The organism is Vibrio marinisediminis (genome assembly GCF_014050145.1).
Lineage (GTDB): Bacteria > Pseudomonadota > Gammaproteobacteria > Enterobacterales > Vibrionaceae > Vibrio > Vibrio marinisediminis.
Window position 1 is genome coordinate 1 of the sequence record NZ_JACFYF010000397.1, and the last position, 230, is coordinate 230.

The 230-nt window shown below is 42.6% G+C and carries 1 protein-coding gene; it reads left to right on the forward strand.

The genetic code is table 11. From position 1 onward, the window contains the following. Positions 1 to 230: hypothetical protein (locus H2O73_RS24440; RefSeq protein WP_220457797.1), on the forward strand; the 230-nt coding region annotated here is incomplete at both ends.

The window sequence follows — 230 nt, forward strand, 5'->3', positions numbered from 1 at the left end:
CCCAGATGTGGATATTGTTTGGGAAAAGCGATCTCTACAAGCTTTTGCCGATGAACCCATAGATCAATTGGCAAAACGGTACGATTTTTTAATCATTGATCACCCTTGGACAGGTTTCGCGGCACGAACAGAGGTCATTTTGCCTTTGAACGATTATTTGTCGGAGGCCTATTTAAAAGATCAGGAAATAAACTCGGTCGGCAAGTCCCACGAAAGTTATTCCATCAATG